Annotated in this window: 1 protein-coding gene; it reads left to right on the top strand. The window is 74.0% G+C overall.

Features of this window, described 5'->3' with window-relative positions:
• Window positions 1-215: ATP-binding cassette domain-containing protein (locus EF918_RS36615; protein ID WP_125653047.1), on the top strand; the 215-nt coding region annotated here is incomplete at both ends.

Consider the following 215-nt stretch of genomic DNA (forward strand, 5'->3'; position numbering starts at 1 on the left):
GGACGGCCGCAACTTCTCCGGCGGCCAGCGCCAGCGCCTGGAACTCGCCCGGGCCCTGGTCCGCCGGCCCAGCGTCCTGGTCCTGGACGAGGTGACCAGCGCCCTGGACGCCACGACCGAACGGACCGTGATGGACAACCTCCGCCGCCGCGGCTGCGCCTGCGTGGTCATCGCCCACCGGCTGAGCACCGTCCGCGACAGCGACGAGATCCTGG

Origin of the sequence: Streptomyces sp. WAC06614 (genome assembly GCF_003949795.1) — a bacterium.
Lineage (GTDB): Bacteria > Actinomycetota > Actinomycetes > Streptomycetales > Streptomycetaceae > Streptomyces.